At 56.8% G+C, this 711-nt stretch carries 1 pseudogene; it reads left to right on the forward strand.

Annotated features, from left to right (window positions below):
- Nucleotides 1–615 (forward strand): annotated as a pseudogene (locus tag KUM32_RS40795) (hypothetical protein); the annotation flags it as partial.
- Between the last annotated feature and the right edge of the window lie 96 nt (nt 616–711).

Consider the following 711-nt stretch of genomic DNA (forward strand, 5'->3'; position numbering starts at 1 on the left):
CATCAGAGCGGTCCGATGAGGCCGGAGGCTGAGGCGGGCGTGATGGATCAGCTCAATCGCGCGAAGGTACCCCTGCAAGATCAACAGCGCATTCTCACCCAACTGCGCAAGTCGGATTACGGGGCTAGCATCGCGGAGATCGTTAGCTCGGGCCGCTTCGCCGAGGTTGAGGGCTTCAAGCAGGTGCTTTTTGATATAAAGAACAAGCAAGAGCAAGAGGCCGTGCATATGGCTCTCCATCACGCCGTTGACCTTGAGCGCAACGGGGTGAGGGTTGAGCGGTTGGGTTTCGAGAATAAATTGCCGGGCGATAAATTGGATTTGGACGTGTACGCCCGCACGGCTGATGGCTCGATCGATTACGGCTATCAACTCAAGGGCGTGCAGAGCGTGGACGGCATTCGCAGTGCCGCGAAAAAAATCGCCCGGTCTCAGTTGGGTGGAGAACTGCCGCACAAGATTGCCATTCTAGATGTGCATTCGGGGCGTGCTGCGTTCACGGCGGAGCATATGGCAGATATCGCGCACTTCTCCAAGAGGTCGGATATCGTATTCCATCTACGCTTCCAGGATGGGTACGTCACCGTGCCGCCCAACAGCAAGTTGTTTCCGTAAGGAGGATTTATGGCCTGGTTGATGCGCGCTCCGGAACACTGCGGTGCATGGGTGTGGGAGTTGAAGAAATATGCTCCGCCAGGGGTGGAGAATGCC

It is taken from the genome of Streptomyces sp. AC627_RSS907 (assembly GCF_019049165.1).